The organism is Rudaea sp. 3F27F6, assembly GCF_005503555.1.
Taxonomy (GTDB): domain Bacteria; phylum Pseudomonadota; class Gammaproteobacteria; order Xanthomonadales; family Rhodanobacteraceae; genus Rudaea.
Genome location: NZ_SCNG01000004.1, coordinates 12,819 through 39,603, shown reverse-complemented (window position 1 = coordinate 39,603; position 26,785 = coordinate 12,819). Strand labels below are relative to the sequence as shown.

The following is a 26,785-nucleotide window of genomic DNA, read 5'->3' as shown; positions in this document are numbered from 1 at the left end:
CACGCCTGACTTCCTGCACTTGGCCGCGGCGCGGCGCCCACCCACCCTGGGCGCTTCGTCCAACGAGGAAGTCGCCATGCTGCGCATCGCCGTCAAACCCCTGCTGCTTGCCGTCGCCGTCGCGCTCGGCGCGCAGTCCCCCGTCTTCGCCGCAGACGATGCCGGCGCGCGCCTGAAAGCGCTCAATGCGCTGCTTGCCGAGCAGTGGGATTACACGCTGAAGAACTCGCCCGAGTTTGCGACGATCCTCGGCGACTACCGCTACAACGACCGCTGGAGCGACTACTCGCTCGCCGGCGCCGCACAGCAGAAGAAGGACTACGAAGGTTTTCTCGCGCGCTTCAAGGCGATCGACACGAGCGGTTTCGCCGAGCAGGACCGGCTCAATCAGCAATTGATGGTGCGCCAGCTCGGCGACAACATCCGCGCGACCGAACTCAAGCTCAACGAAATGCCGCTCGAGCAGATGAACGGCGTGCACCTGCAACTGCCGCAGTTCGTGTCGATGGTGCCGCTCGATACGACGCGGCACTACGAGGACTATCTCGCGCGTCTCGACAAGGTGCCCGAGATATTCGACCAGGTGATCGAAGTGCTCAAGCAGGGCGAGCGCGACAAGATGATGCCGCCGCGTTTCCTGCTCGAAAAAGTCGTCGTGCAGATTCGCGACATCGCCAAGCCGGCCGGCGAAGACAGCGTGTTCGGCCGCCCCGTCGCGAAGTTCCCCGACGGCGTGCCCGAAGCCGACCGCAAGCGCCTGCACGACGCGATCCTCAAGGCGGTCGATGAGAAAGTGCGCCCGGCTTACGTCAAGCTCGGCGATTTCGTCGAGAAGGACTACGCGCCGAAAGGGCGCAACGATCCCGGCATCTGGGCGCTGCCGAACGGCGATGCGCTGTACCGCTTCGCGATCGAGCAGCAGACGACGACGCGCAAGTCGCCGGCCGAGATTCACGAGATCGGCCTCGCCGAGGTCAAGCGCATCGAGGGCGAGCAGCTCAAGATTGCGCAGAAGCAGGGTTACAAGGATCTGAAGAGTTTCCGCGAAGCGCTCGACAAAGATCCGAAGACGCACGCTTCCTCGCGTGAGCAGATCGTCGATCTGTACAAGAAGTACATCGCGCAGATGGAACCGAAGCTGCCCGAGCTATTCGGCCTGCTGCCGAAGACCAAGGTCGAAGTGCTGCCGGTGCAGGAGTACCGCGAGAAGGAAGCGGCCGGCGCCGAATACAACCAGGGTACGCCCGACGGTACGCGTCCGGGCCGCGTCTACGTCAACACGGGCGACTTCAAGAATCGTTCCCTGCTCAATATCGAATCGACCGCGTACCACGAGGCGCTGCCGGGCCACCACATGCAGATCTCGATCGCGCAGACCCTGCCGGGCCTGCCGCCGTTCCGCCAGCAGGCCGGCTTCACCGCGTATATCGAAGGCTGGGCGCTGTACGCCGAGCGGCTCGGCGAGGAACTTGGTTTTTACCAGGATCCGTTGAGTATGTACGGCCACTACTCTGACGAATTGCTGCGCGCGAACCGGCTCGTGCTCGACACCGGCGTGCACTACAAGAAGTGGACGCGCCAGCAGATGGTCGACTGGTTCCATACGCATTCTTCGGACGACGAGCCGGATCTGCAGGCCGAGACCGACCGCTACATCGTGTGGCCGGGCCAGGCGCTCGCGTACAAGCTGGGCCAGCTCAAGATTCTCGAGCTGCGCGCGAAGGCGAAGAAGGAACTCGGTGACAAGTTCGACATCCGCGCCTTCCACGATGAAGTGCTCGACGGCGGTGCGCTGCCGCTCGACGTGCTCGAAGCGCGCGTCGACGGCTGGATCACGAAGAGCAAGCAGCAGGGCACGAAGAAGTCGTAGCGGACGGCCGCGTTGTCCGCGCCGTGTCCGCGCTTCCCGCGGACACGGCGTCCGGCGGCGATGGAAAGAGAAAAATCGAGCTGCGGCAGTGAGTTAAGAGAATTATTTCGGTTGGCACAGGGTTTGCTTCATCGAAGTCGTCACGACTCTCAACCCAAGCCGAACGCCGCAATGATCCGAGATACTTCAGGCCAAGACCGCCGCATCGATATCGCGCAGCCGCGCGTCAACAAACGCTGGATCGTCATCGGCGCGACCGGGGCCGCGGTGCTCGTCGCCCTGGTCTGGCTGGTGCCGTCGGTCGCGCGGCTGATCTCGGCGGGCACGTCGGCCTCCGCCTCCGCGCTGCGCATCGCCGAGATCAAGCGCGGCACGCTGGTGCGGGACATTTCCGCACAGGGCAAGATCGTCGCCGCGCAGGCGCCGACGTTGTATGCGACCGCCCCGGGCACCGTCACTCTGTTGACTCACGCTGGCGACAAGGTCGAGAAGGATCAGGTGCTCGCCGAAGTCGACAGCCCCGAGCTGGCCAACAAGCTGCTGCAGGAGCAGGCCACGCTGTCGAGCCTCGACGTCGACGTCGGCCGCGCCGGCATCGACGCCAAGCAGAAAGAATTGCTCGCGAAGAAAACCGTCGATCAGGCGCTGATCGACCGCCAGACCGCGGCGCGCGAAGTCGAGCGCAAGGCGCAGGCGTTCAAGATGGGCGCGATGGCGGAGATCGAAGTGCTGCGGGCGAAGGACGCGCTGTCCAAGTCGGACCTCGACGTGACTCACGCGCAGGCCGACTCGCGCCTGCAGAACGAAACTGCGGCGTTCGAGCTGAAGACCAAGCGTCTCGCGCTGGAGCGGCAGAAGCTGCTTGTCGCCGACCTCGCGCGCCAGGTCGACTTGCTCAAGGTGCGCTCGCCGGTCGCCGGCCAGGTCGGCCAGTTGCTTGTGCAGCAGAAGGCGAACGTGCCGATCAACACCGGCGTCGTCACCGTGATCGACCTGACCTCGCTCGAAGTCGAACTGCAGGTACCGGAAGTGTTCGCCCACGATCTGTCGATCGGCATGCCGGCCGAAATCACCGACGGCGCGCAGAAGTACAAGGGCGAGTTGTCGGCAGTGTCGCCCGAAGTGGTCAACGGCCAGGTCGTCGCGCGTGTGCGCTTCGCCGCCGACAAGCCCGCCGGCCTGCGCCAGAGCCAGCAGCTGACCACGCGCATCCTGATCGACGAGCGTCCGAACGTGCTGATGGTCGAGCGCGGTTCGTTCGTCGACTCGGGCGCGGGACGCATCGCCTATCTGGTCCACGACGGCATCGCCGAGCGCAAGCCGATCCAGGTCGGCGCGACGAGCCTCAATGCGGTCGAGATCGTCTCGGGCCTCAAGGAGGGCGACCGCATCGTCATCTCCGGCACCGATACGTTCAACAGCGCCGAAAGAGTGGTGCTGAATTGAACCGCCGACATGAATACAAAACACTGGGCGCAAGCGATTCAGGGCTTGCGCCTGATTCCCGAAGCCGCCGCGCGGCTATCCCCGTTGCCAACGCCGCTCGCCAATCCGCGGCTTTCCCTATCCATCGCTGAGCCCGAGGTCGCCATGCTGAAAATGCAACATCTTTCCAAAGTATACCGGACCCACATGGTCGAGACGCACGCGCTGCGCGACTTCTCGATCCACGTGCGCGAGGGCGAGTTCGTCGCGGTGACCGGGCCTTCGGGTTCGGGCAAGACGACCTTCCTCAACATCGCCGGCCTGCTCGAGGAATTCACTTCGGGCGAGTTCTGGCTCGACGGCGTCGCGGTCAGCGGCATGAACGACGACCAACGCTCGAAGCTGCGCAACGAGAAGATCGGTTTCATCTTCCAGGGCTTCAATCTGATTCCCGACCTCAACCTGTTCGACAACGTCGACGTGCCGCTGCGCTACCGCGGCTTCAACGCGGCCGAGCGCAAGAAGCGCATCGAAGATTCGTTGACGCGCGTCGGCCTGTCCTCGCGCATGAAGCACTATCCGTCCGAACTGTCGGGCGGCCAGCAGCAGCGCGTCGCGATCGCGCGCGCGCTCGCCGGTTCGCCGCGCCTGCTGATGGCGGACGAGCCCACCGGCAACCTCGATTCGCTGATGGCGCGCGGGGTCATGGAACTGCTCGAAGAAATCAACCGCCAGGGCACCACCATCGTCATGGTCACCCATGATCCCGAGCTTGCCGCGCGCGCGCAGCGCAACGTGCACGTGATGGACGGCCAGGTCACCGACTTCGATGCCGAGCCGAAACTGCGCGTGGCGACGCACGGCGTGCACGCCGAGGGAGCGGTGGCGTAGGGCGCGATTCGTCGCACCCGCTCTACGCCGCTGAAAAGAAACAAAAGCCCGGCGCGATCAATCGCGCCCCTACGAGGCAAGCCATGTTTTCGTACTATCTCCAACTCGGCCTGCGCAGCTTGAAGCGCAACATCATCCTGACCGCGCTGATGGTGCTCGGCATCGCGCTCGGCATCGCCGCGAGCATGACCACGCTGACCGTGATGCACTTGATGGGCAGCGACCCGATCCCGTGGAAGAGCGACAAGCTGCATTTCGTGCAGATGGACAGCTGGGGCGCGGACGCCGCGTTCAACGACGACGGCTCGCCGCCGGATCAGGTCACCTACCGCGACGCGGTCGCGCTGATGCAGGCCGGCAAGGCGGACAAGCAAGCGGCGATGTACAACCTTGCGCTGCCGATCCAGCCCGAGAATCCCGAGGTCAAGCCGTACCTCTCGCTAGTACGCACGACGTACTCCGATTTCTTCGGCATGTTCGAGCCGAAGTTCAAGTACGGTCGGCCGTGGTCGAAGACCGAAGACGACGCGCATGCGCGCGTGCTCGTGCTGTCGAAGGCCGGCAACGAGAAGCTGTTCGGCGACGTCGACTCGACCGGCAAGACCGTGCGCATGGACGGCAACGACTACACCGTCGTCGGCGTGCTCGACGACTGGCCGCTGCGCGTCATGTTCTACGATCTGAGCGGCCGCGGTCCATTCGACAGTCCCGAGGATTACTTCATTCCGTTCACGACCGGCATCGATCTGAAGCAGCGGCCGAGCGGCAGCAACAGTTGCTGGAAGACCACCGGCGACGGCTGGGACGCGTATCTCCAGTCCGAATGTATCTGGATCCGCTTCTGGGTGCAGCTCGACAGCCCGGCGCGTCTGGCCGAGTACAAGGCCTACCTCGACGCCTACGTCAACGAAGAGAAGAAGTCCGGGCGCTTCGCGCGCCCGCTCAACAACCGCCTGCTCGACGTCAATCAGTGGATGGTCGATCAGAAAGTCGTGTCGAGCGACGTGAAGGTGCAGAGCGGACTCGGCTTCGCGTTCCTGATCGTCTGCCTAGTCAATACGATCGGCCTGCTGCTCGCCAAGTTCACGCGCAAGGCCGGCGAGATCGGTCTGCGCCGCGCGCTCGGCGCGAGCCGGCGCCAGATCTTCGCGCAATTTCTCACCGAATCGGGCGTGATCGGCCTGGCCGGCGGCTTCCTCGGTTTGCTGTTGACCGGTCTCGGCCTGGTCGCGGTGCGCGCGCTGTACACGAACTTCAAGAACGTCGCGCAGCTCGACTGGGAGATGGTGGCGGTGACGATCGTGCTGGCGATCGTTTCCGCGATCGTCGCCGGTTTCTATCCGACCTGGCGCGCATGCCGGATCGCCCCGGCCACGCAGCTCAAGACTCAGTAACTTCATCTTTCCTTCTCCCGTCGGGAGAAGGAAGCAAAGGAATTTCAAATGGAAATCCGCCCGATTCTCTCCGCTCTCATGCGCAGCAAGGTGTCGATGATCCTTATCGGCCTGCAAGTCGCGCTGACCCTGGCGATCCTGTGCAACGCGCTGTTCATCATCAACGACCGCATGCTGCACATGAAGCGGCCGACCGGCATGAACGAAGCCGATACCTTCATGATCAACAGCATCGGCTTCGGTCAGGCCTACAACGTGCAAACCTCGGCCGAGGCCGACCTTGCTCTGCTGCGCGGCCTGCCCGGCGTGGTCGACGCGACGATGACCAACGGCATGCTGCCGCTCGGCGGCAGCGGCTGGTCCAGCGGCATCAGCCTGCAGCCGAAACAGAAAACCAGTACGGCGCCGGCCGCGTACTACATGGTCGACGACCATGCGATCAATTCCTACGGCGTCAAACTGATCGCAGGGCGCAATTTCAAACCCGAAGAAATCCAGTTCATGACGATGAACAACCGCAAGACCGCGCCGGTCGGGATCGTCACGCGTGCGCTGGCGGAGAAGCTGTTTCCGGGCCAGGATGCGGTCGGCAAGATGATTTACGACGAAGACACCTCGACGACCATCATCGGCGTCATCGAAAAATTCCAGGCGCCGTGGCTGTCGCGCGGCGACGAAGAGATCGAATACTCGATGATGTGGCCCGCGCATCTGCCTTACGGCAATAGTTCGAGCTACATGATCCGCGCCGAGCCCGGGCGCCGCGACGAAGTGATGAAGATGGTCGAGGCCAAGCTCGGTGACTCGAACAAGAGCCGCATCATACGCAACGTGCGCAGCACGGAAAAAGTGCGCGCCGATGCCTATTCCGGCGACCGCGCGATGTCGATCATCCTCGGCGGCGTCGTCATCGCGCTGCTCGCGATCACTGCGCTCGGCATTGTCGGCATGGCCAGCTTCTGGGTCGCTCAGCGCACCAAGCAGATCGGCACGCGCAGAGCCTTGGGTGCGACCAAGTCGGCGATCCTGCGCTACTTCCTGACCGAGAATTTCCTCATCACCACCGCGGGGCTGATCCTCGGCGGAGTGCTCGCCTACGCGGTCAGCCTGTGGCTGCTGACCCATGTCGACGGCGCCAAACTCCTGCCGTGGTATTACGTACCGGTCGGTTTCGTCTGTCTCTGGCTGCTCGGCCAGCTCGCCGTGCTCGGTCCGGCGACACGCGCTTCGCGCGTGCCGCCGGCGGTGGCGACGCGGAGCGTCTGACCGCGGCGGAACGTCGGTCGCAGCGACTCGCGCGCGTCCATCGGACCCGCGCGAGTCGTTTGCATAAAGTGTATTGGGTGGTGCCGCTTATCCGATTTGAACGGATGACCTACCGCTTACAAGGCGGTTGCTCTACCAACTGAGCTAAAGCGGCAACGATGGGGTTCGCGGGCGTTTCGGCCGGCGCCGGTCTGGGCCGGCGGCGCATTTTCGCACGAATCCCGTGCGATCAAAAACAATCGATCGGCTGCGCGTGCAATTCGCTGCGCACCGGCACGTGCGCGCGCCAGTCGAACGGCGCGTCGCCGGTCTGGGCGTAGTCGACCCAGTAGATCGGTACCTCGTCGCTGCGCTGGGTCATTTCCGGCTTGAAGCCGAGCGAGCGGATTTCGTTGAGGCGCTTCTCTGCGTTGGTCGGCTCATGGAACAGACCGAGCGAAATCGCGTTCGGCTGCTCGCCCGCGGTGACGACGTAATAGTCGGTGATGCCCTTGCTCGAAAGTTGGCGCGCGATATCGAGCGCGCGTTCGCGGTTCGCCGGCGCGGGCAGGTAGACCCAGTAGCCGCGCACTTCGGTGACACGCGTTTCGCGAAACTGGATGCGCGCGACGAGCGGCGTCAGCGCCTTCACCGCGGCGCGCATATCGGCCTGAGTCGAGAAGGCGCCGATCGACTGGCAGCTCTCCTTTTTCGAATCGGCCGGATGGGCGGACTGCGCCGTCGGCGCTGCGCTGTCCGTGGCGATGCTGCGGTCGGCTTCGCTGAGCAGGACGAGCTTGGCCACGCCCGGATCGGCCGCGGCCGCCGCCGCGACGGGGGCGTGCGGAGCGAAGTACAGCCAGCACGCCACACCGATGTTGAGCGCGAGCAGCAGCAGGAAAAATACGCGAACGAACATCCGTGCCGGAAGGTTCCGCGGCGAGGGCAGCGGTTCGAGGCCCGGATTTTAGGGCCTGCCGGCCTGTCCGCGATAGGACGGCGGATATTCCGGCGGCCTGGCGTCAGCGGCCGTCGCTGTCGGCGAAGTGAGCGAGACCGCGCAAGACGAGTTCGGGTTCGTAGCGGTGTTCGAGTTCGAGCAGCGAGGCGAGACGCTTGGCGCCCCCGCCGGAAAGAATCAGGGCGGGCGTCATGCCGAACGCGGCCTGCGCGCGGCGCGCGAAGCGTTCGACCAGGGCGACCGCGGCGAGCCAGGTGCCCGATTCGACCGCGGCCGCCGTAGTGTCGGCGAATTCAGCGATCGGCGCGGCAGCGAGTTCGCCGAGGCGCGCGGTGCGTTCGAGCAAGGCCTGGCGCATCAGCGGCGGTGCCGGTGCGATCAGCCCGCCGAGATGGCGGCCATCGACGCCGACCGCGTCGAGCGCAAGCGCGGTGCCGCAGCCCGCGATTACGGCCGGGCCGGCCGATTCGCGGTGCGCGGCGACCATGCCGAGGAAGCGGTCGACGCCGAGCCGCGCCGGTGCCGAGTAGGCGTTACGCACGCCGCAGGCGGCGGCCGGACTGCGCGCGTAGCGCACCGGCACGGCGAAATGTTCGTTCAAGGATTGCGTCAGCGCCTGTTCGAGCGAGTTGGCCGCGACCGAGGCGACCCAGATTGCGTTGACCGCCGGTATATCTTTCCACAATGAGGCGAAATCCACTTCGGCCGAAGTGCCGTCGGCCGGCTCGCCGTCGCCCGTGCGCGCGTGGGTCAAGGTGGTGCCGCGATGCAGGTGCGTGCCATCCCACAGCGCGCTCTTCAGGCGCGAATTGCCGAGGTCGATCAGAAGTTTCATGCAGGATTCGTGGGTTCGGATTCTCAGGCGGCACGCACGGAGACTTCCGCGCTGTCGTAGTGATGCGGAGTGTCGTCGTGGCGCACGATCAGCGCGCCGCGCTCGTCGACACCGGCGGCGACGCCCTCGTGCGACGCGCCCGCGGCCAATACGCGCACATGGCGTCCGTGCAGCAGGTCGCTGCGCGCGTAGTCGGCGGCGAACGCGGCGAAGCCGTGTGCCTCGAAGCGATCGAGTGCGGCGATCAGGCGCACGATGAGGCGCGCCGCGAGCGCATTGCGCGAAGGAATTTCGCCGCCGCGCAGGCTCGCCACGTCGATCGCCGGCTGGTCGATGCGTGCGCGCGCTTCGGATGGCAGGCGCAGATTGATGCCGATGCCGATCACGGCGTGGCATGGGCCGAGGAATTCGCCGCCGAGCTCGACGAGAACGCCGGCGAGCTTGCGGCCGTCGGCGAGCACGTCGTTCGGCCACTTCAGGCCGACGCCGGCAACGCCGCAGTCGGCCAGGGCCTCGACCACGGCGACACCGACGACGAGGCTCAGGCCCGATAGCGCGGCCATACCCGAGTAGAAGCGGCGCAGCAGCGAGAAGTACAGATTTCCGCCGAGCGGCGACTGCCAGGCGCGTCCGCGCCGGCCGCGGCCGGCGCTCTGGGTTTCGGCGAGGCAGGCTTCGATACCGGTCGCCGCGGCCGCGCAACGCTGCAGTTCGGTGCTGGTCGAGTCGATCTGCCAGTGCACGGCAAGAGCAAGCAGGCGCTTGCGCATCGCCGGGTCGAGTTCGCCGCGGATACGCTCGGCATCGAGCAGTTCGAGAGGCCACGCGAGGCGGTAACCGCTGCCCGCCGCCGCTTCGATCGGCGCACCCAGCTCGCGCAAGTGCTCGATCTGCTTCCATACCGCGGCGCGGGTCACATTCAGCCGCCGCGCCAGCTCGGCGCCCGAAACCGCGTGGTCGGCGGAGAGCGCGGCGAGAAGAGAGGGCGGTTCGATGGCCATCGCCGGATGATAGTGCATTGCAGCGACGCGCCGAGCGATGCAACCGTTTGCGTGCGGAGTGCATCTTTACTCGTGCCGATTGTTGCCGTGTTTGTCCGATTGTCCGCTGCGGACGCGCGGACAGCGCTTCGATCAAGGCCAATAGCGTTGATCGAAAAGGGAAATTTCGACTGGCACGATTTCTGCTTTTATCTTGTCCCAAGACACTGGCGCAGCCCTCCGGGGCGTGCGACCATCCCACCCTCATGCAAGTCCGAACACCGGTGAACTCCATGTCCAGACGCTCCGTTGCTGCCGTCGCCTTGCTGGCCTTGTTCGCCGTCGGTTTCTATTCCGGCCCGGTGCGGAGTTGCGATGCCGACGAAGCCGACGCGCAGAAGCCGCAAGCCGCGGCACAGGCGCCCGCGCCGAACGCGCAGACGCGCCCGGCATCGGCGCCCGCACCAAAGCCTGCGGTCGCGGCGACGCAGCCGCCGGTCACCGCCGGGGCGGCGCCGAACGACGATGCCGGAAGCAATCTCGCCGAGGGCGTCGGCCCCGCGAGCGGCACGCACCGGCGCGGTTTGCGCTGGCAGTCGTTCCTGCCGGGCGTCATCAAGTAAGGCTGACGCGGGCATCGCCCGGCACGCGTAGACGCGGTATCGATCGCGTCCGCTGCCGGCGGCGCGGTCAGATCGTCGGAATCTCGAACTCAGCAGCTATCGAGGCCAGCCAGCCGTCGCTCGCCGCGCTGCCGCGCGCGTGCACCGATTCGATCGCATAACCGGCCAGCCATTCGCGCAGACGTGCCTCGACGCGTTCAAGCGCCGCTGCGTCGCGGCCAAGTTCGACACTGTCCTCGGCGATGAACGCTGCGCCGTCGAGTCGGTACAGGCCGACGCGGTCGCCGTCGTTGCGCAGCAGAAAACATTCCTGGTTGCGCGACAGGGTGGCAAGCAGTTTCGCCGTCCCCGCGTCCTGCGGATCGGCCGCGAGCAGCAGCCGCGGCTTCGGTGGTTGCGTCGCGTCGCTCGGATCGGAGTCGGCGTAGATGCGCCGCACGCGATAGTCGACCACGCGGCGCTCGAAACTCCACAGCGTCGCGCCGACGTCGCGCTCATAGTTGGGATAGCGCTCGCGCAGCACCGCCATGCCCTGCACGCCGAGCGCCATGCGCCGCGCGTCGCCGAAGCTCGCGCTGCGCTCGTGATGCACGAGCACGTTGCCGGCGATGAGGTTGCGGTAGCCGGCGCGTTCGGCGCGCTGGCAGAAATCGTTCTCTTCGCCGTAGCCCTGCGGGAACGCGGCCTCGTCCATCGGCCCGATGCGCGCAAGCAGCACGCGCTTGATGTAGAGGCAGAAGCCGTTGCCGGTCGGCAGTTGCGGATACAGCATGCCGGCCTGCTGCAGCACGGCGCGCTGCGCTTGCGCGAGCGTCCAGCGCGGCGGAATCGGACAATGCTGCTCCAGCTCGGGCACGCTGAATGCGCCGGCGTTGTCGGACACTGCGGTGACGGTGCCGATGTCGTCTGCGCCGTAGGCGGCGAGCTTCAGCGCCGACAGCCAGCGCGGGCCGACCACGGTGTCGCTGTTGAGCAGGACCACGTCGTCGCCGCCGGCGAGGCGCATGCCGACGTTGACGCTGCCGGTGTAGCCGCGGTTGCGCTCGTTGCGGTGGACATGCACTTGTTTGTGCGCGGCCGTGGTGTCGAGCAGCGGGCCGATTTGCGCATCGGTGCTGGCATCGTCGATCAGGATCAGCCGCGCCTGCGGCGAGTGGCGCAGCACCGAGTCGATGCAGTTGCGCACGCTCTGCGGCGAATTGAAGATCGGCACGACGATGCTGACGCGTGGCAACTCGGTCAGCGGTGCCGACGGCAGCGTGGGGGTGCCGGCAAGCGCGGCGAGACGGCGCGCGGGCGTCGGCGCCGACGATTCGGCCGGCGCGGCGGAAGCGGCGCCGAGGCGCACGTTCCAAGGCGGCAGCAGATCGGGCGATGCGGTCGCGCCCGTTACCGCGACGCCGAAACGCAGTTCGTCGTGACCGGTCGGCGACAGCGGGAATTCGAGCGCAAATTCCTCAGCGCCCGCGCCGGTCGCAGCGAAGCGCGCGAAGACGATCCCGTCGAGCGTCAGTTCGGTCGCCGGCAGGCCGGCAAGATCGCCGGCGATGCGCCAGCGCAGTACGCTGCCGTTCCAGTCGAGCCACTCCGCGCGCCACTGCGCTGCCTCCATCGCCGCCTTTGCCGATCGGGAAACCGCAGCAAGCATAGCGAACTTGCGCGCGCATGGCGCAAGTTCGCTGCAATGGCCCGCTAGGCGCGCTCGATATGCGCCGCGTAGCAGCCGGGCCGGGCGATATGCGCATGCAGGTAGGCCGTGCGCGGATCGGTGAGCTGGCGCGCGATCGCCGTTTCGAGCTCGCGGCCTTCGACGACGTCAGCCGAGGTCATCATGCCGTCGGCGTCGAAGCCGCGCAGCGAGAGCAGGCGCTTGCGCAGCATCTGCGGCACCTCGTCGACGGCATCGAACTGCACTTCTCCTTCGCGCACATAGATCGCATGGCGCGAACGGTACGGCGAGGCGACGGCGAGATGTTCGTGGTTGATCAGAATGACTTCGTCGCCGATGCGCGCATCGGTCAGGCTGATGCGGCACGGGTAGCCGTGATCGGCTTCGACCCTGCACCGCACCGCGAGGCGCTGCGCGAGTTCGGCATCGGACAGGGAAAACAGCTCGGCGAACGGTTCGGCGGGCAGGCCGCGAATACGGAAGTGCATGGCAGTGAGCTCGATGGAAAGATCGAGCGCAGTCTGCGCTGTCATGCCGCCCGGTGAACTCCGCTTCTTGCGCGCGAATTCTCGGGATCGAATCGATCTTCGTTTGCGGTCGTCGCCGGCGCGCATTGGCGCGGCATTCACCGCCGGCGTTCGCCGACGATCAGCCAGTTGTTGAACCATCGTCCGCCGAGCGGCGAGAAGTGCGCCGAGAGGCCGCAGCGCTGCAGCAAGGCTTCGAGCTGCGCCCGTGCCGGATAATGCGTCGGCGCCGCGTTCATCCAGCCGACGGCTCGCGAAAACACATCGACTGCACGGGTGAATCGCGCGCGTGCGTCGGCGCCGGCGAGTCCGCTGCGAATGATCAGGCGCGCGCCAGGGGCGATACACGTCGCGGCGCGTTCGAGCAGCGCAGTCGCCGCCGGTTCGGGCACGAACTGCAGCACGTCGAGCAGAGCGACACTGCCGCGATGCGGCGGGAACGGCGCGGTCGCCAGGTCGATGCAGTCGTAGCCTACGTCGCAGAGGCCGGCGCGTTCGGCCGCAGACCGCGCCGTGGCGATCTTCGTCGCATCGTTGTCGACGCCCGAGTAGTTGCCAGCGAAGCCCTGCGCGCGCAGCGTGTGCGCGAGCAGGCCGATACCGCAGCCGAGATCGAGCAGGGGTGCCGTCGTTCCGCGCAGCGCAGCGCCGACGCCGGCATACAGCGGATCGCTCGCGAGCTTGCAGCGCGCGTACCAGTAGTGCCGGCGCTGCGGAAAATACGCACTTGCGATCGCACGGGGATGCGCACGATTCGGCGCATCCCCGGAATCCCCCATCGGCTTATACCGTCAGCGGATTCGGCTTGTCCGCGTCGATCTTCCAGGTCTTGATCGCGCGGGCGACGTCTTTGGCGCTCATCTTGCCTTCGGCGGCAAGCGCGGCGATTGCGGCGTGGGCGATATAGTAGCGGTCGACCTCGAAGAAGCGGCGCAGGTTCTCGCGCGAGTCGGAACGGCCGTAGCCGTCGCAGCCGAGCACGGTGTACTTCTTGCCGTCGGGGACGAAGGCGCGGATCTGGTCGGCGTACTCGCGCACGTAGTCGGTCGCGGCGACGACGGGGCCGGCACGGTCGGCAAGGCACGCGGTCACGTGGGCGACGCGCGGCTTGTCTTCCGGATGCAAGCGATTCCAGCGCTCGGCGTCGAAGCCGTCCTTGCGCAGCTCGCTGAACGACGGGCAGCTCCAGATGTCGGCGCTGACGCCGAATTCCTTCTCGAGCAGGTCGGCCGCGGCGATCGCCTCGCGCAGGATCGTGCCGCTGCCGAGCAGTTGCACGCGCGGTTCGTTCTTCTTCGGCTTGCCGGCGTCCTTGAACAGATACATGCCCTTGATAATGTCGGCCTCCGCGCCCTTCGGCAGATCCGGGTGCGGGTAGTTCTCGTTCATCACGGTGACGTAGTAGTAGACGTCTTCCTGCTCCTGCATCATGCGGCGCACGCCGTCCTGCATGATCACCGCGACTTCGTAAGAGAAGGTCGGGTCGTAGGCCTTGCAGTTCGGCACGTTGCCGGCGAACAGGTGGCTGTGGCCGTCTTCGTGCTGCAGACCTTCGCCGTTGAGCGTGGTGCGGCCCGAGGTGCCGCCGACGAGGAAGCCGCGCGCACGCATATCGCCCGCCGCCCAGGCCAGGTCGCCGATGCGCTGGAAGCCGAACATCGAGTAGTAGATGTAGAACGGCAGCATCGGCACGTTGTTGACCGAGTAGCTTGTCGCCGCGGCGATCCACGCGCTCATCGCGCCCGGCTCGGTGATGCCTTCCTGCAGCACCTGGCCCTTGATGTCTTCGCGGTAGTACATGAGCTGGTCCGCGTCCTGCGGACGGTATTTCTGGCCGAACGGCGCGTAGATGCCGATCTGGCGGAACATGCCTTCCATACCGAACGTACGCGCTTCGTCGGCGACGATCGGCACGATGCGCTGGCCGAGACCCTTGTCGCGCAGCAGCAGGTTGATGCCGCGCACGAAGGCCATCGTCGTCGAGATTTCGCGGTCGCCCGTGCCCTTGGTGATCTGCTCGAACGCAGAGAGATCGGGTGCCTGGAACGATTCGCTCTTGCGCCGGCGCTGCGGCAGGAAGCCGCCGAGCGCGGCGCGGCGCTCGAGCATGTATTTCACTTCCGGCGAATCCTTGCCCGGATGGTAGTACGGCACCTGATCGACCTTGTCGTCGGCGATCGGAATGCGGAAACGGTCGCGGAACGCGCGCACCGCCTCGTTGTCGAGCTTCTTCTGCTGATGCGTCGGGTTGAGCGACTCACCCGAAGCGCCCATGCCGTAGCCCTTGACCGTCTTGGCCAGGATCACGGTCGGCATGCCTTCGGTGTTGACCGCTTCGTGGTAGGCCGCGTAGACCTTGTGCGGATCGTGGCCACCGCGATTGAGGCGCCAGATATCGTCGTCGGAGAGGTTGCGCACCATCTCCTGCGTCTCCGGATACTTGCCGAAGAAATGCTCGCGCGTGTAGGCGCCGCCGAAGGCCTTGCAGGCTTGGTATTCGCCGTCGACCGTTTCCATCATGAGCTGGCGCAGCACGCCCTTGGTGTCGCGCGCGAGCAGCGGATCCCAGTAGCTGCCCCAGATCAGCTTGATCACGTTCCAGCCGGCGCCACGGAACACGCCTTCGAGTTCCTGGATGATCTTGCCGTTGCCGCGCACCGGGCCGTCGAGGCGCTGCAGGTTGCAGTTGAGCACGAAGATCAGGTTGTCGAGCTTCTCGCGGCCGGCGAGCGAGATCGCGCCGAGGGTTTCCGGCTCGTCCGATTCGCCGTCGCCGATGAAGCACCAGACTTTGCGGTCGCTCTTCGGGATCAGGCCGCGGTTTTCCAGATAGCGCATCACGTGCGCCTGGTAGATCGCCTGCAGCGGGCCGAGGCCCATCGACACAGTCGGCACCTGCCAGTAGTCCGGCATCAGCCACGGATGCGGATACGAGGACAGACCGCGGCCCTTGCCGGCGACTTCCATGCGGAACAAGTCGAGCTGGTCCTCGCCGATGCGGCCTTCGAGGAAGGAACGCGCGTACACGCCGGGGCTCGAATGGCCCTGATGGAACACGAGGTCGCCCGGATGGTTCTCGCTCGGCGCGCGCCAGAAATGGTTGAAGCCGACGTCGTACAGCGTCGCCGACGAGGCGAAGCTGGCGATGTGGCCGCCGAGATCGCCCGGCTTGCGGTTCGCGCGCACGACCATCGCCATCGCGTTCCAGCGGATCAGGCAGCGGATCTTCCACTCCATTTCCGAATCGCCGGGGCTCTTCGCCTCCAGGTGCGGCGGAATGGTGTTGATGTATTCGGTCGTCGGCTGGAACGGCAGATGTCCGCCCGCGCGGCGCGTCGCGTCGACCATCTTCTCGAGCAGGAAGTGCGCGCGTTCGGGACCGTCCGCGCCGATCACCGCATCGAGCGATTCGGTCCATTCGCGAGTTTCGGTGGGGTCGATGTCCTGTTTGAGAATGTCGTCGAGCTTATTCATGTCTTTCCCTCCGCGGGCACCTCGTTGGGTGCCGATTGAACGATTTTGTCTGGCCGCTGCCGCTGCGCGAACGCGCTCGCCAAGTCTAACCGACCGACTGCATGGCCGCACGCGCGGAATTTTGCTAAACGCGACTCGGCACGTTATGTTTTTTCCATGAGCGATACGAATGTCCGGCGCAGGCGAGTTTTTCGCGAGTACATGGGTACTAGTCCGTTTGCGTGGAAGCGCGTGCGATGAGTTCTCCCGTGCCTGATCCGATTATGACCAAGCTGCGCGCGGTCGAGGCGCAGATTCAGGCCGGTGAACTCGCGTCCGCGCTCGCAGCGCTCGATCGGGTTCGGACGGAAGCGCGCGGAGACGTGCGCGTATGCTTGGTCGAAGCCACGTTGGCGCGAGCCGGGAACGACGCGGTGAAGGAAATTGCCGCCTTGGATCGCGCCATTTCGTTGACGCCGCGTTGGCCGGTCATCCATATCGAGCGCTGCAAGGCGCTCGGGCGCATGGAAAAGACCGACGAGGCGCTCGCCGCCGCCGTGATGATGGTGGACGTTGCGCCGAACGATCTCGCTGCGCTCGAATTGGCCGTGTCCGTGGCCAATCTGGCTGGCGCCCATGCCTTTGCCGAACGCTGCCTGCGTGCGGCACTCGCATTGCGTCCCGGCGATGTCGCGATCATGCACCCGCTCGCCATCAGCCTGTACGACCAAAGGCGTTTCGCTGAGGCCGAGCCGTTCTATCGCACCGCGCTCGGCGCAAATCCAGACAGCGCGAGTGCGCTTGCCGGCCTCGGTGCTTGTCTTACCGAGTTGGGGCGCGCGGCTGAAGCGGTCGCTTGCTTCGAGCGGGCTTTATCGTTGCAACCCGGCGATCCTCGATTCGAATTCTATCTCGCACTTGCGCGCGGCGAGACGCCGCCCACCCAGCCCGCTGTGCTGACGGAGAAACTTTTCGATAATTACTCCGGACGTTTCGACGCGCATCTCACCGGCGAGCTCAAATACCGCGTCCCGGGATTTATCGCCGACATCGTTCGCCGACGGCATCCGCTGTGCGATATCGACGTGCTCGATCTGGGCTGCGGCACTGGGCTGATCGCGGTCAATCTCGGCAAGGTGTCCGGCGCGTTCGTCGGCGTGGATTTGTCAGCGAACATGTTGCAGCGCGCGCAGTGCCTCGGTATCTATACGCGTCTGCGTCACGGCGACCTGCGTTCGGAACTGGACCATTCGGCGGCGGATTCGTACGACTACATCATCGCCGCCGACGTATTCATCTATGTCGGCGATTTGGCCGATCTCATTCCGTTCGCTTTCCGTGCTTTGCGGCCCGGCGGTGCGCTGATCTTTTCCTGCGAGACGGCGGCCGATAGCGAAGGCGATTTCGTTCTGCGTCCGAGCAAGCGCTACGCGCATTCGCGTGCCTATGTCGAGCGGCTGTGCCGCGATGCGGGCTTCGGCGTAGTCGGTTTCGAGGAAATCGAATTGCGCATGGAAGAAAGGGTGCCGATCTCGGGCTACATCGTCGTTGCGGAAAAGGCCTGAGGTTCGCCGGTGCGACTTACCTGATCAGTTCAGTGCAACGTAGGTCGAGGCGATGAAGGTGGCCGATGCCGCATCGCAAGCAACCGGGAGCCGCGGGTGGACCGTGTGCGCAATTTCATCGTCGCAGCACGATTCATCGATCGCGGAAGTGCGGGTTGCCAATTCCAGTGCGATCTGATCCGACGGGCGCCGTGCTACATTCGCCGCCGCATGGCAGGGCAATCCGATCAACCTGACGACGCGGTCCGACGATTTCGTGAGGCCGTGGCTCGTGGTGAAACGCCGAGCACGCAGCCTGCCGTCCTCGTAGCGGAATTGTTCGACGAGCTTGCCGAACGTTTCGAAAGGCACTTGGTCGGACGGCTGCAATATCGCGTTCCGCATCGTGTCGCCGACATCGTGCTGAGCCGCCATCCCGAGCGCAGATTCGATCTGCTCGATCTCGGTTGCGGCACGGGCTTGCTCGGCATGTGCCTCGGCCGCCTCGACGGGGATCTGGTCGGCGTCGATCTCTCGGCACGCATGCTCGATCAAGCGGCGCCGCTGGGTATCTACGGCAAACTGCATCAGGGCGATGCACTCGCTGAATTGCGCGACACTGCGGCGGAGCGTTACGACTGCATCGCAGCCTGCGATGTCTTTATTTATATCGGCGATTTGGTCGATCTCATTCCGGCTGCGTTCCGCTCCTTGCGGCCCGGCGGCACGTTGATCTTTTCCTGCGAAACGGTAGCCGATAGCGGAGGCGATTTCGTTCTGCGTCCGAGCAAGCGCTATGCGCATTCGCGTATCTATGTCGAGCGTCTATGTCGCAACGCGGGCTTCGCGGCGATCTGTTTCGAGGAAATCGAATTGCGCATGGAAGAAGGCGTGCCGATCGCCGGCTACATTGCGGTCGCGGAAAAGGCGTGAAGCTCGCCCGAGCGGCGACCCTGGTCAGTTGAGCGAGAAGTCGATCGGGACGACGAAGGTCGCCGACGGCGCATCCCAAGCGGCCGGAAACGGCGGGAACGGCGCCGCGGCCTGGACCATGCGCGCCACTTCGCCGTCGAGGCGCGGCGACTGCGAACTGCGCGAGATCGTCCACGAGAGCAGGCGTCCGGAACGATCGAGGCGGAACCAGAGCATCACCGTGCCTTCGTCGTGCGTGGCCACGGCGGAAGCGGGATAGCGTTTCACTTTGGCGAGATATTCGGCGAGCAGCCGGCGGTAGGCCGACTGCGCGTCGCGCGCACGGTTGTCGGCGTCCTGTGCCGATCGCGCGGGCGGCGAACGATACAGGGCCTCGCGGGCGGGTTGCGCGGGCGCGCGCGACACCTCGCGATTCGGCGCGCGCGAATTCGTGCGCGCATTGGCTGACGCGGCGACGCCCGCGGGTTCGGTCGATGTGCGCGATCGCGGCGCCTCCGCGCCGGCGGATGCTGCCGCTGTGGCACGTTCGCTGCGCAGCGGCGGTATCGGCAGCGCAGGAAGCGTGGGCGCGGTCGGCTGCGAAGCGGTCAGATCGACCGAAACGATTGCGGCGGGCAGTACCGGCTCCGGCGTCGGCGCCGGTTCCGGGCGCAGCAGGGCGGCGAAGATCGCGAGATGCAGGCCGAGCGAAACAGCAAAGCCGAGCATTCGTTCCCAACGCCAGCGCTTGCTGGCGATCCGGGCGGCGGGAAGTCGCGGAGCGGCGGGTGCCGGCGGCACGTTCACGGTGGCTTCCGAAAGTGGCTCGTCCGCAAACTTGGAAATACGTCCGCCGGCAAAGTTTCCCGCGCGCCGCTCGCTCAGATCATGACGAAGGCGGGCTGCCGGCGATCTGCGCGCGGATCTGTGCTTCGACGCAGGCGACCGCGGTCATGTTGACCACGCGGCGCACGGTCGAGACCGGCGTGAGGATGTGCGCAGGCTTGGAAATGCCCATCAGGATCGGCCCGATCGCGACGCCCTCGGTCATATGGCGCACCATGTTGTAGGCGATGTTGGCCGCGTCCATGTTCGGGCAGACGAAGACGTTGGCCATTCCGCTCAGGGTCGAATCGGGGAAGATGCGCGCGCGCACTGCATCGTTGAGCGCGGTGTCGGCCTGCATCTCGCCGTCGATCTCGAGGCCCGGATCGGCCGCACGCACGAGTTCGAGCACGCGGCGCATCTTCTGCGAACTCGGCGTCGAGTGACCGCCGAAGTTCGAGTGCGAGAGCAACGCCACGCGCGGCTTGATGCCGAACATCTTCAGGCGCAGCACGCCCTGCAGCGTCGCCTCGGCGAGCTGCTCGGCGGTCGGGTCCGGCTGTACGTGCGTGTCGATGAAGAAGAACGCACCGCGGTCGTTCTGCACGCCGGTCATCGCCGACGGCGCGCAGACGTCGGGATCGAGCGGCAGCACGCTGCGGATATAGTTGAGCTTGGACTGATACGTGCCGACGATGCCGGTGATCATGCCGTCGGCTTCGCCGCGCGCGACCATGATCGCTGCGATCAGGGTGACGCGCGTGCGGATCATCGCCTTGGCGAGCGCCGGCGTCGTGCCGCGGCGCGCGTTGAGCTTGTGATAGTAGTTCCAGTATTCGTCGTAGCGCGGATCGTCGTCGACGTTGGTCAGCTCGAAGTGCTCGCCCGCGCGGATGCGCAGGCCGAGGCGCTTGATGCGCTTTTCGATGACTGCCGGGCGGCCGATCAGGATCGGCTTGGCGAGGCCTTCGTCGACGATGGTCTGCACCGCGCGCAGAACCACGTCTTCCTCACCTTCGGCAAACGCGATGCGCTTGACGTCGGCCTTGGCTCGGTCGAACAGCGGCTTCATCAGCGTGGTCGTGCGGAACACGAACTGCGAGAGCTTTTCGGTGTAGCCGCGCAGGTCGGTGATCGGCTGCGTCGCCACGCCCGACTCCATCGCCGCGCGTGCGACCGCGGGCGCGACCGAGACGAGCAGGCGCGGATCGAACGGTTGCGGGATCAGGTATTCCGGGCCGAAGGTCAGGTGATTGTCGCCGTAGCTGTAAGCGCGCTCGGCGACGTCGGAAATTTCGCGCCGCGCCAGTTCGGCGATCGCATGCACGCAGGCGACTTCCATCTGCGCGTTGATCGTCGTCGCGCCGACGTCGAGCGCACCGCGGAAGATGTAAGGGAAGCAGAGCGCGTTGTTGACCTGGTTCGGATAGTCCGAACGGCCAGTCGCGATAATCGCGTCGGGCCGCACTTCCTTCGCCAGTTCCGGCAGGATTTCCGGCGTTGGGTTGGCCAGAGCGAGAATGATCGGCCTGTCGCCCATGGTCTTGACCATGTCCTGGGTCAGCACGCCGCCTGCGGAGACGCCGAGGAAAATGTCGGCGCCGACAACGATGTCGGCGAGCTTGCGCGCCGGCGTGTCACGCGCATAGCGCTCGAGTTCGCCCGAAAGGCCCGGGCGGCCGTGGTAGAGCACGCCGTCCTTGTCGTTGACGAGGATGTTCTCCGGCTTCACGCCGAGGCGCACGAGCATGTCGAGACAGGCGATGCCGGCCGCGCCCGCGCCGGACGCGGCGAGTTTCACCTCACCGATCTTCTTGCCGATGATGTGCAGCGCATTGATCACGGCGACGCCAACGATGATCGCGGTGCCGTGCTGGTCGTCGTGAAACACCGGAATCTTCACGCGCTCGCGCAGCTTGCGTTCAACCTCGAAGCACTCGGGCGCCTTGATGTCTTCGAGGTTGATGCCGCCGAAGGTCGGTTCGAGCGCGGCGATGATGTCGACGAGCTTGTCCGGATCATTCTCGTTGACCTCGATATCGAACACGTCGATGCCGGCGAACTTCTGGAACAGCACGCCCTTGCCTTCCATCACCGGCTTCGCCGCGAGCGGCCCGATCGCGCCGAGGCCGAGCACGGCGGTGCCGTTCGTGATCACCGCGACGAGATTGCCGCGCGCGGTGACTCTGGATACTTCCGACGGATCTTCGACGATCGCTTCGCAGGCCGCGGCGACGCCCGGCGAATACGCGAGCGAGAGGTCGCGCTGGGTCACGACCGGCTTGGTCGGCGCAACCTTGATCTTGCCGTACGGCAACGCGCGGTGATATTCGAGGGCGGCTTGCTTGAGATCGTTCGCTTTGGTCGACGACATGCGGTCTTTCCCTGTGGCGATGCCTTGCGCACCGCGTAGTTGTTGATTTTCAGGGACTATAGCATAGGGGTCGGAACGGCCCGGCCCTGCTTGGTTTCTTCGCGAGACGCAAGAAAGATCGCGCGCTATGCGCGCTTGAACGTCACTACGAGCACGTCGCGATACGCCGGCTGTGCCGGATCGAGCGGCTCGACCGGAGTCACGCCGTGGAACACGCGCGCGTCATCGACGAGCGCGGCGTCGAGCGGCTTGGTCAAGGTGAAGCTGCCGAGCAACTCGCGCGTCGCCGCGGCGTGGATCGTCGTCGTGCCGCTCGCGATGTTGACGCGGTCGACGAGCAGCACGAGGACGAAGTCGACGCCGTCGCGATGCACGCCTTCGGGAGTCGGCTGGCCCGGTTCGTCGGGCCGCGCCTCGATGCGGAACTGATGCACTTCCACGCGCCAGGCGGCGATGTCGGGCGCGAGCGCGGTGAACGTATTGCGGCAGAAACGCAGCAGCGTCGCGAGCGTCGCGCCGTCGCCGATCTGCGCCAGGATCGGCTGGAACCAGCGTTCGATGCCGCCCTGCAGCGAATTGTAGGTAAGACTCTGGTAGTGAGGCTGATCCGCTTCGCGCACGATCGCGCCGGCAGCCTCGACGCGGAACACCGCGTGCCGGCGCCGGCGGTAGCGGCCGTAGTCGGCGAGATAGGTGTCGACGGCGAGGTCGTTCCAGCTCGCCGCGAACGCGGGCCAGTCCGGCAGGTCGCCGACCGTGTCGAGCAGCGCGCGCATGCGTTCGTGCGCGACGAAGGCGAAGCCTTGGCGGCTCAGCGCGTCGTGCAGATCGTCGGGGGCGGAAGCGCGTGCGGAATCCATATTGAAACCGTAACAGAATTGTCGTGCGGTTCCAGAACCACTTAGATGGAGCCACTTGCGCGCGGCGTCAGCCGTGCTGCTCGATCAGTTCGATCAGGCGTGCACAGTCTTTGTCGAGGCGTTTCTCGGTGAGATTGGTCACGCCGAGCAGCAGGCCGGCACGGCGCGGTGTCTGCACATACCACGGCGACAATGCTACCGGGGCGAGACCGAAGGCCAGCGCCTGCGCGGCGACGGCAACGTCGTCGGTGCGCGCCGGCAGGTCCAGGCGCACGGCGAAGCCGCCGGTCGCGTGGATGCCGGCGTGCGCGCCCGCCGTTTTTCGCAGCGCATCGACGAGCGCCTTGCTGCGCGCCGAGTACAGCCGCTTCATATGGCGTAGATGACGCAGAAAATGTCCGCCAGACATGAATTCGGCGACTGCGCGCTGCACGGCCGTATCGGGTGCAGGCGCAAGCAGGGCGGCGACTTCGCCGAAGCGCTCGGCGAGCGTGGGCGGCACGACGAGAAATCCAAGGCGTAATGCGGGACTGATGTTCTTGCTGAAGGTGCCGAGGTGCAGCACGCGTCCGTCGCGGTCTAGCGAGGCGAGCGCCGGTGCGGCGCGGCCGTAGAGTTTGAGTTCGCTGAGGTAATCGTCTTCGAGAATCCAGGCATCGGCGTGCCGCGCCCATTGCAGCAGGGCCTGGCGGCGTTCGAGCGAGAGCGTCATGCCGAGCGGTGCCTGCTGACCCGGCGTAACGATCGCCGCAGCCGCGCGCGGCGCGCGTTTAGTGCCGGCGGCGACGTCGAGGCCGGCATCGTCGACCGGCACCGGCGCAAGTTCAATGCCGGCGCGTTCGAGCGCCATGCGTGTCAACGGAAAGCCGGGCTCCTCCATCCACATCGTGCGGCCTTCGAGCTGCAGCGCACGCACGGCAAGATTGAGCGCGCCGGCAAAGCCCGCGGTCACGAACACCTGCGACGGCGCACAGCGCACACCGCGGGCGACGGCGAGATAAGCGGCGATCTCGCGGCGGAACAAGGGATGGCCGCGCGGATCGGGATAGCCGACCGGCGCGGCCGCGGCCGCGCGCGCAGCGCGCGCGAAGATGCGCGACCAGGTTTTGTACGGGAACGCATCCTGCGCGGGCACGCCCATCTGGAAGGTCGCCGGCGTGGTCTCGAAGCCGTGATAGAAGCGCGTGAGCGGCGCGGCCTCGGCCGTGCGCTGCGACGACGGCACGGCGACGCGCTCGGCCACGCGCGTGCCGGCAGCGCCTAGGCCGACGATGAGCTGCTCGTCGGCCAGGCGTTCGTAGGCCGCACGCACCGTGCCGCGGGCGACGCCGAGTTGGGCGGCAAGATCGCGCCACGAAGGCAGGCGAGTGCCGCCCTCGATGTTGCCGTCGCGGATTGCGGCGCCGAGGCCGGCATGGATCTGCGCGACCAGGCTGGTGCGCGCTTCGCGATCGACGCGCAGGCTAAAGCCATCGATCTTCGGCTTCGCGGGCATGCATCGATGGTACAGAAAAACACTTCGATCTTGGTGCTTTTTCCTGATCGGCCTGCAGCGCAATCTACGCGCACCAACCACCAGCAGAGGAAATCCCCATGAGCCTGCGTTTGAACTACCACCAGCAATCCCCGGCCGGCATGAAGGCGTTCGGCGGCGTCCGCGCCTATATCGGCGAGTGCGGCCTGGAGACGGAACTCGTCGACCTCGTTTATCTGCGCGTATCGCTGATCAACGGCTGCGCCTACTGCATCGACTCGCACACGCGCGATCTGATCAAGGGCGGCATGGCGATTGCGAAGATCGCCCTCGTGCCGGTCTGGTACGAAGGCGGCAAGCTGTTTTCCGAACGCGAACGCGCGGCATTGCGCTGGGCCGAGACGGTCACGCGCGTCGCCGAGACGAAGGTGCCCGACGAGGAATTCGCCGCCGCGGCGAAGCAGTTCAACGAAAAGGAACTGGCCGATCTGACGATGGCGATCGGCTTGATGAATGCGCTCAACCGCATCGCGATCAGCTTCCGCTCGACGCCGATCGCCGTGAAGCAAGCAGAAGGCTGAAAGCGGACGACAGAAACGAAAACGGCGGGCCATGCCCGCCGTCTATGCGCAAAGGAAACGATTCAGACCGTGCGTCGGCCGCCGAGCGCGCCCATGAGGCCGCCGGCCGCCTGGATCATTTCCGACAGGTCGATATGGCCGTCGCCGTTGTGGTCGAGCACCGCATTGAGCAGGCCGCCGGTGATGCCGCCCTGCTGCTGCGTCGTCTGCGCCTGCTGAGTAAGCACGTTGCCGAGGCCGCCCGGCGACAGCCCCTGGCTGCGCGACTGATTGGCGAGCACGCTCATCACGATCGGCGCGAGGATTGCGAGCAGTTGCCCCGCGTTCTGCGCGCCGAGTCCGGTGGTCTGGCCGAGCCCTTGATTCGCCGCGTTGACGTTGTTGCCGAAGATGTGGCCGAGGATCGCGCCGCCGATACCGGTATTGACGCCGCTCTGCTGCTGGCCGCCGCCGAGCACGCTGCCGATCACCGCGCCGAGGCCACCTGGCGCACCTTGCGGGCCGCCGCCGAGCAGGCTGCCGAGCAGCCCGCCGACCCCGCCCGCGCCGCCGCCGGCATTGCCGAGAACGCCGCCGAGGACTTCGGAAATATCGGTGCCGGCATGATCGCGCTCGAGTGCGCTGTGCAGCGCGCCGGCGCCTTCGGGCGTGCTCGCGTTCTTTGCCATGCCGCCGACGATCAGCGGCAGCGCCTGCTCGATCGCGGCCTGCGCGGTCTGCGGATCGGTGCCGAGCTGCTTGGCGATCGCCTCGACTTGGCCGGAGCCGAGTTGGCCGATGACTTGATCGATCAGTCCGCTCATGGGATTGCGTCTCCGTGAATAGTGTGGATGATGCTTAGCGTCTGCTGCGCGGCAATACTGTGAATGCGTTGGCAGCATAGCATGAGATTCCTGGGCGGAATGTTACCGTGCCGCGGCTAGAATCCTCGCATGGAAATCGGCCCGACGGTCCGTCCATCCGCGCTTTGCGCGCGATCTTCCTCATTCGTTCAAAGGTATAAAATGCAGCAATTTACACCGGTATCCCTGATCGGTGCGCCGACCGACATCGGCGCGGGCCATCGCGGTGCGTCGATGGGTCCCGAGGCGCTGCGTGTCGCCGGCATCGGCGAAGCGCTGCGCGCGCGCGGACTCGACGTGATCGACCGCGGCAATGTCGCCGGCCCGTTCAATCCGTGGCAGCCGCCGCATGCCGGCTATCGCCATCTCGGCGAGGTCGTCGATTGGAACCGTGCGGTGATGCAGGCCGTCGCCGCCGAACTCGCGATCGACCGCCTGCCGATCCTGCTCGGCGGCGATCATTGCCTGGCGATCGGTTCGATCGGCGCGGTCGCGCGCCACTGTCGCGAGACCGGCAAGAAATTGCGCGTGCTCTGGCTCGACGCACACGCCGATTTCAATACCTCGACGATCACGCCGTCGGGCAACATCCACGGTATGCCGGTCTCGTGCCTGTGCGGCTTCGGCCCGAAGGAATTGACCACGTTGGCCGGTCCTGCGCCGATGCTCGACAAGGACGCGATCCGCCAGATCGGCATCCGTTCGGTCGACGAGGGCGAGCGCAAGCTCGTGCACGACGTCGGCCTCGACATCTACGACATGCGCTACATCGACGAAATCGGCATGCGCCGCGCGATGGAGGAAGCGCTCGAAGGCGTCGACGCGTCGACCCACGTGCATGTCAGCTTCGACGTCGATTTCCTCGACCCGGGAATCGCGCCCGGCGTCGGCACGCGCGTGCGCGGTGGCCCGGGCTATCGCGAAGCGCAGCTCGTCATGGAGATGATTGCCGATACCGGCCGGCTCGGCTCGCTCGACATCGTCGAACTCAATCCGGCCTTCGACAAGCGCAACCAGACCGGCCGGCTCGCGGTCGATCTGGTCGAAAGCCTGTTCGGCAAGTCGACGTTGATGCGAAGTTGAGCGGCGCATGTTCTCGTCGACGAACGGATCGGCGGAGTTTCTGCTTGCCGCCGATCACGAAATTTATCTCGCCACGCCCGCAGACGTCGCCGATGCGTTAGGGAAATGCTTCGGCTCGGCCGGCCTGATCCTTACGGAGCAAGACGTCTCGGTGGACTTCTTCGCGCTCGGCACCGGCCTCGCGGGCGAAACCTTCCAGAAGTTCACGAACTATCGCGTGCCGCTTGCCCTCGTGATCGGCGATTTCGACGCCTACGGTGCGCGTTTCGCCGAGCTTGCGCACGAACACGCGACGCACAGCGCGGTGCGCTTCGTGCACACGATCGACGAAGCAAAGGCATGGCTCGCGTCGCTGACTGCGCCCGCAGCGGCAAGCCGATGAGCGGCCGCGGATCGATCTGATCGTTTCCGCGCAGC

24 protein-coding genes and 1 tRNA gene are annotated in these 26,785 nt (G+C 65.9%); 11 read left to right on the top strand and 14 right to left on the bottom strand.

Translation table 11 applies throughout. The features are described from left to right. Positions 1-76 precede the first annotated feature (76 nt). The 5 genes from FFS30_RS15590 (at position 77) to FFS30_RS15570 (ending at position 6,846) form a co-directional block, all read left to right on the top strand. The gene (locus FFS30_RS15590) at positions 77-1,870 is read left to right on the top strand and encodes a DUF885 domain-containing protein (RefSeq protein ID WP_137914110.1); all 1,794 of its coding nucleotides are present in this window, start codon (positions 77-79) and stop codon (positions 1,868-1,870) included. A 171-nt stretch (positions 1,871-2,041) separates the two neighbouring features. After that, positions 2,042-3,316 carry an HlyD family efflux transporter periplasmic adaptor subunit gene (locus FFS30_RS15585; RefSeq protein ID WP_137914109.1) on the top strand — a complete coding sequence of 425 codons (1,275 nt, stop codon included), beginning with the start codon at positions 2,042-2,044 and terminating at the stop codon, positions 3,314-3,316. 144 nt (positions 3,317-3,460) lie between these two features. Further along, the gene (locus FFS30_RS15580; RefSeq protein ID WP_171014696.1) at positions 3,461-4,186 is read left to right on the top strand and encodes an ABC transporter ATP-binding protein; all 726 of its coding nucleotides are present in this window, start codon (positions 3,461-3,463) and stop codon (positions 4,184-4,186) included. Positions 4,187-4,269: 83 nt separating this feature from the next. Then, positions 4,270-5,580, top strand: coding sequence for an ABC transporter permease (locus tag FFS30_RS15575; protein WP_137914108.1), 1,311 nt, complete (start codon positions 4,270-4,272; stop codon positions 5,578-5,580). 48 nt (positions 5,581-5,628) lie between these two features. After that, positions 5,629-6,846, top strand: coding sequence for an FtsX-like permease family protein (locus tag FFS30_RS15570; protein ID WP_137914107.1), 1,218 nt, complete (start codon positions 5,629-5,631; stop codon positions 6,844-6,846). Positions 6,847-6,924: 78 nt separating this feature from the next. Here FFS30_RS15570 and FFS30_RS15565 read toward each other — a convergent pair. The 4 genes from FFS30_RS15565 to FFS30_RS15550 form a co-directional block, all read right to left on the bottom strand. Beyond that, a tRNA-Thr gene (locus FFS30_RS15565) sits at positions 6,925-7,000 on the bottom strand. A gap of 75 nt (positions 7,001-7,075) precedes the next feature. After that, positions 7,076-7,744, bottom strand: coding sequence for an SPOR domain-containing protein (locus FFS30_RS15560; RefSeq protein WP_137914106.1), 669 nt, complete (start codon positions 7,742-7,744; stop codon positions 7,076-7,078). A 103-nt stretch (positions 7,745-7,847) separates the two neighbouring features. Continuing rightward, positions 7,848-8,621 (bottom strand): type III pantothenate kinase, encoded by a 774-nt coding sequence (locus tag FFS30_RS15555; RefSeq protein WP_137914105.1) that lies wholly within the window; start codon positions 8,619-8,621, stop codon positions 7,848-7,850. A gap of 23 nt (positions 8,622-8,644) precedes the next feature. Next, a complete protein-coding gene (locus FFS30_RS15550; RefSeq protein WP_171014659.1) occupies positions 8,645-9,622 on the bottom strand; it encodes a biotin--[acetyl-CoA-carboxylase] ligase in 978 nt (325 codons plus the stop codon). A gap of 272 nt (positions 9,623-9,894) precedes the next feature. On the opposite strand from FFS30_RS15550, the gene FFS30_RS15545 reads away from it, so the two are divergent. Continuing rightward, positions 9,895-10,224, top strand: a complete 330-nt coding sequence (locus FFS30_RS15545) for a hypothetical protein (RefSeq protein ID WP_137914104.1) — start codon at positions 9,895-9,897, stop codon at positions 10,222-10,224. A gap of 67 nt (positions 10,225-10,291) precedes the next feature. Here the strand turns inward: FFS30_RS15545 and FFS30_RS15540 are convergent, their stop codons facing one another. The 4 genes from FFS30_RS15540 to aceE all read right to left on the bottom strand — a co-directional run bounded on the left by FFS30_RS15540 (position 10,292) and on the right by aceE (position 15,894). Beyond that, on the bottom strand, positions 10,292-11,872 hold the full coding sequence (locus tag FFS30_RS15540; RefSeq protein WP_137914103.1) for a glycosyltransferase: 1,581 nt from the start codon (positions 11,870-11,872) through the stop codon (positions 10,292-10,294). A 44-nt stretch (positions 11,873-11,916) separates the two neighbouring features. After that, positions 11,917-12,426, bottom strand: a complete 510-nt coding sequence (locus FFS30_RS15535) for a DUF1203 domain-containing protein (RefSeq protein WP_249352508.1) — start codon at positions 12,424-12,426, stop codon at positions 11,917-11,919. Between the two features lie 92 nt (positions 12,427-12,518). Then, positions 12,519-13,199, bottom strand: a complete 681-nt coding sequence (locus FFS30_RS15530) for a class I SAM-dependent methyltransferase (protein ID WP_137914102.1) — start codon at positions 13,197-13,199, stop codon at positions 12,519-12,521. A gap of 4 nt (positions 13,200-13,203) precedes the next feature. Next, positions 13,204-15,894 (bottom strand): pyruvate dehydrogenase (acetyl-transferring), homodimeric type, encoded by a 2,691-nt coding sequence (gene aceE / locus FFS30_RS15525; RefSeq protein ID WP_137914101.1) that lies wholly within the window; start codon positions 15,892-15,894, stop codon positions 13,204-13,206. A 248-nt stretch (positions 15,895-16,142) separates the two neighbouring features. On the opposite strand from aceE, the gene FFS30_RS15520 reads away from it, so the two are divergent. Beyond that, positions 16,143-17,438, top strand: coding sequence for a methyltransferase domain-containing protein (locus tag FFS30_RS15520; protein WP_171014658.1), 1,296 nt, complete (start codon positions 16,143-16,145; stop codon positions 17,436-17,438). A gap of 24 nt (positions 17,439-17,462) precedes the next feature. Here FFS30_RS15520 and FFS30_RS23900 read toward each other — a convergent pair whose 3' ends face one another. Continuing rightward, complete coding sequence (locus tag FFS30_RS23900; RefSeq protein ID WP_171014657.1) at positions 17,463-17,807, bottom strand: hypothetical protein; 345 nt, start codon at positions 17,805-17,807, stop codon at positions 17,463-17,465. Here FFS30_RS23900 and FFS30_RS15515 point away from each other — a divergent pair. Further along, positions 17,790-18,350, top strand: coding sequence for a methyltransferase domain-containing protein (locus tag FFS30_RS15515; RefSeq protein WP_171014656.1), 561 nt, complete (start codon positions 17,790-17,792; stop codon positions 18,348-18,350). The two genes, FFS30_RS23900 and FFS30_RS15515, sit on opposite strands and share 18 nt — an antisense overlap. Positions 18,351-18,374: 24 nt before the next feature. Here the strand turns inward: FFS30_RS15515 and FFS30_RS15510 are convergent, their stop codons facing one another. From FFS30_RS15510 to FFS30_RS15495, 4 genes are all read right to left on the bottom strand, one after another. Beyond that, complete coding sequence (locus tag FFS30_RS15510) at positions 18,375-19,136, bottom strand: TonB family protein (RefSeq protein WP_137914098.1); 762 nt, start codon at positions 19,134-19,136, stop codon at positions 18,375-18,377. A gap of 79 nt (positions 19,137-19,215) precedes the next feature. Further along, complete coding sequence (locus FFS30_RS15505; RefSeq protein ID WP_137914097.1) at positions 19,216-21,528, bottom strand: NADP-dependent malic enzyme; 2,313 nt, start codon at positions 21,526-21,528, stop codon at positions 19,216-19,218. Between the two features lie 125 nt (positions 21,529-21,653). Further along, the gene (locus FFS30_RS15500; protein ID WP_137914096.1) at positions 21,654-22,388 is read right to left on the bottom strand and encodes a 2OG-Fe dioxygenase family protein; all 735 of its coding nucleotides are present in this window, start codon (positions 22,386-22,388) and stop codon (positions 21,654-21,656) included. A 67-nt stretch (positions 22,389-22,455) separates the two neighbouring features. Beyond that, positions 22,456-23,883 carry a PLP-dependent aminotransferase family protein gene (locus tag FFS30_RS15495; protein WP_212742490.1) on the bottom strand — a complete coding sequence of 476 codons (1,428 nt, stop codon included), beginning with the start codon at positions 23,881-23,883 and terminating at the stop codon, positions 22,456-22,458. Positions 23,884-23,981: 98 nt separating this feature from the next. On the opposite strand from FFS30_RS15495, the gene FFS30_RS15490 reads away from it, so the two are divergent. Further along, on the top strand, positions 23,982-24,443 hold the full coding sequence (locus tag FFS30_RS15490) for a carboxymuconolactone decarboxylase family protein (protein ID WP_137914095.1): 462 nt from the start codon (positions 23,982-23,984) through the stop codon (positions 24,441-24,443). A 62-nt stretch (positions 24,444-24,505) separates the two neighbouring features. Here the strand turns inward: FFS30_RS15490 and FFS30_RS15485 are convergent, their stop codons facing one another. Continuing rightward, positions 24,506-25,246, bottom strand: coding sequence for a DUF937 domain-containing protein (locus FFS30_RS15485; protein WP_137914094.1), 741 nt, complete (start codon positions 25,244-25,246; stop codon positions 24,506-24,508). A 201-nt stretch (positions 25,247-25,447) separates the two neighbouring features. Here FFS30_RS15485 and rocF point away from each other — a divergent pair, with 201 nt between their 5' ends. Then, positions 25,448-26,368, top strand: a complete 921-nt coding sequence (rocF, locus tag FFS30_RS15480) for an arginase (protein ID WP_137914093.1) — start codon at positions 25,448-25,450, stop codon at positions 26,366-26,368. 7 nt (positions 26,369-26,375) lie between these two features. After that, on the top strand, positions 26,376-26,750 hold the full coding sequence (locus FFS30_RS15475) for a DUF4180 domain-containing protein (protein ID WP_137914092.1): 375 nt from the start codon (positions 26,376-26,378) through the stop codon (positions 26,748-26,750). The last annotated feature ends 35 nt before the right edge of the window (positions 26,751-26,785 follow it).